The sequence below is a fragment of the Halobacillus sp. BBL2006 genome, from assembly GCF_000786645.1.
GTDB lineage: Bacteria > Bacillota > Bacilli > Bacillales > Halobacillaceae > Halobacillus.
Genome location: NZ_JRNX01000579.1, coordinates 1 through 2,327, shown reverse-complemented (window position 1 = coordinate 2,327; position 2,327 = coordinate 1). Strand labels below are relative to the sequence as shown.

Annotated in this window: 3 protein-coding genes; all 3 read right to left on the bottom strand. The window is 43.4% G+C overall.

Annotated elements, in window-relative coordinates; all coding sequences use genetic code 11:
• Nucleotides 1-74: 74 nt before the first annotated feature.
• The 3 genes from LD39_RS16260 to alr all read right to left on the bottom strand — a co-directional run bounded on the left by LD39_RS16260 (nucleotide 75) and on the right by alr (nucleotide 2,026).
• The gene (locus LD39_RS16260; RefSeq protein WP_035549815.1) at nucleotides 75-425 is read right to left on the bottom strand and encodes a type II toxin-antitoxin system PemK/MazF family toxin; all 351 of its coding nucleotides are present in this window, start codon (nucleotides 423-425) and stop codon (nucleotides 75-77) included.
• A gap of 5 nt (nucleotides 426-430) precedes the next feature.
• Entirely contained in the window at nucleotides 431-712 is a 282-nt protein-coding gene (locus LD39_RS16255; protein WP_035549809.1) for a CopG family ribbon-helix-helix protein, read from the bottom strand.
• Nucleotides 713-871: 159 nt separating this feature from the next.
• Nucleotides 872-2,026 (bottom strand): alanine racemase, encoded by a 1,155-nt coding sequence (gene alr / locus LD39_RS16250; protein WP_035549812.1) that lies wholly within the window; start codon nucleotides 2,024-2,026, stop codon nucleotides 872-874.
• Nucleotides 2,027-2,327 lie beyond the last annotated feature (301 nt).

Genomic DNA, 2,327 nt, shown 5'->3' with positions numbered 1-2,327 from the left:
AAATCAAAAAAAATAAAGCTACCTCCTATAGGGTAACTTTATTTTTAAAAAAGAGATGGAATATTCTTTTTTAATCAGAAATCAATCAATCCGAGGCTAATTTGCAACGCTTTGTTCACTTGTTGCATCATAGGCTCATCCAGTTGAGTGATTTTGTCGGTCAAACGCTGTTTATCAATCGTTCTGATTTGTTCCAATAGGATTACAGAGTTTCGTTCGAACCCATATTTTTCTGCGTTGATTTCGACGTGAGTTGGAAGTTTGGCTTTTTGTATTTGCGCTGTAATCGCTGCAACGATTACTGTGGGGCTAAAACGATTACCGATATCATTTTGAAGAATGAGTACAGGACGAACCCCGCCTTGTTCTGAACCCACTACTGGGGACAAATCAGCGAAATAAACGTCTCCTCGTTTGACTATCAATGGCTTCACACCCCGCCCACTAATTGCTCCAGGGTGTTTTCGGCCTCCTCTTCAGCTTGAAACGCTTCTGAAGCGATGTTTAAATTAATTTTCGCCATCTCCATATAGCCTCTACGCATGGATTCTCTTATGTGGCGTTGTTTCTTTTCACGCAAATACATTTTAGTTGCTTGACACATGAAATCGCTCCGATCACTATTTTCGAGTTGAATGAAGCCATCCACTTCATTGAGTAGGTTATCCGGAATCCGGATGACAATCTCCTGCATGCTGTCGGACAAAACCATACACCTCCACCATCTTCTCTCAAAAGAAACCAGTCAATTAGTCCACTCTAATCTTATCAAACGGGAGTGTCTATTGCAAAGGCATGTTGGATTTTTTTCGTGAATTGTGTTGCCTTACATCCAAAGTAAGGGATAATTGTCTAACCGGCGAAGTGCTGCTTATTTGACGGGGTTATTTATTTCTACGATTTGACCACCGTCAATAAATAGTCTAGGAACCCTGTGACTGATCATGCATGGCACTTCATAATTGATGGTTTCTAAATAATCCGCCACTTCATCCGTCGTAACCTCTTCATCTCCCTGTTTACCAATTAAGGTAACCTTTGTCCCTATAGGATATTCCTGATCCAGACGAATCATGAATTGATCCATACAAATCCTGCCGACAATTGGATGCCGCTTTCCATCTACAAGCACTTCCAATCCTTGTAATTTACGTATCCATCCGTCGGCATAGCCAAGAGGAATCGTGCCGATCCATTCTTCATCTTCCGTTTGGTACGTTGCACCATAACTGATTGATTCTTGCTCTTCCAGTTTCTTCACGTGAACTAAACGGCTTTGTAAAGAGAATGCAGGTTTTAGATCGATCGGTCGTTCTTCCTTGACCACGTCTGAAGGATAAAGGCCATACATACTGATGCCGAACCGGACAAAATTCTTCATCCGCTCAGGAAACCTCATACTGGCAGCACTGTTTCCTGTATGAAATTCGACATTTTCTGACCAAACCCTTTCAAAATGGTTCAATAATTTATAAAAACGCCGCTCCTGCTCTTCAAAATAATCCAAACGCGCATCATCTGCCGTAGCAAAGTGAGTAAACACCGCTTCCAGAACAAATGAAGGCTGGTTCTTAATTATTGGAAGAATACGATCCATTTCTTCAGTCGTTCGGACACCAATCCGGCCCATGCCTGTATCCCACTTCATGTGAAGTTTCAAAGGCTTCGATAAAGCGGAAGGATCTACTTTCTTCAGCCATTCCTCCTGAAAAACCGTCAAGGAGATCTCTAGCTCAGCTGCAAGCGGAGCATCTTGCGGCCGGGTCCAGCCCATGACAAGTAACGGGCACACAAATCCGGCCCTACGCAGCTTAAGTGCCTCATCTAACAAAGCAACTGCAAGTCCATCCGCTCCTGATTCCAATGCCTTTTTAGCCACTTGCTCATCCCCATGACCATAAGCGTTCGCTTTGACAACCGCATAAATCTTCGTGTCAGGTTTAAGGCGTTTTCGAAGGTTATTCATATTGTATTCAATCGCTGATAAATCTACTTCTACCCAAGAATCTCGATAAAATGTTTCCATTGACAAAGACCCCGCTCCCCTCTCTACAATCCATATATCCTTCTATTATTCAACGACAGAAACAAGCTGTCAATGATATAGAAAGACAGAGACACCTTGGTCAGCCCCGACAAGCTTAAGAACGACAGTGCAGTGGAGTAAACTTCTTCACGGAACTGTTGGACTTAAGACCTGGAGGGGCTAGCCCTGTAGCTGGACATCATTGAAGTGTAGATAGAGGCCGGGGGAGCACGTCTTGTGGCAACATCGAACTGACCAGCTTCCTGCTGGCCCAAGGAAAACACTGGAATGAGATGGTCTT

Bases quoted from the DNA above. Each gene is read 5' to 3' on its own strand.
- LD39_RS16255 (WP_035549809.1), bottom strand. From the start codon at position 712: ATGGTTTTGTCCGACAGCATGCAGGAGATTGTCATCCGGATTCCGGAT.
- alr (WP_035549812.1), bottom strand. From the start codon at position 2,026: ATGGAAACATTTTATCGAGATTCTTGGGTAGAAGTAGATTTATCAGCG.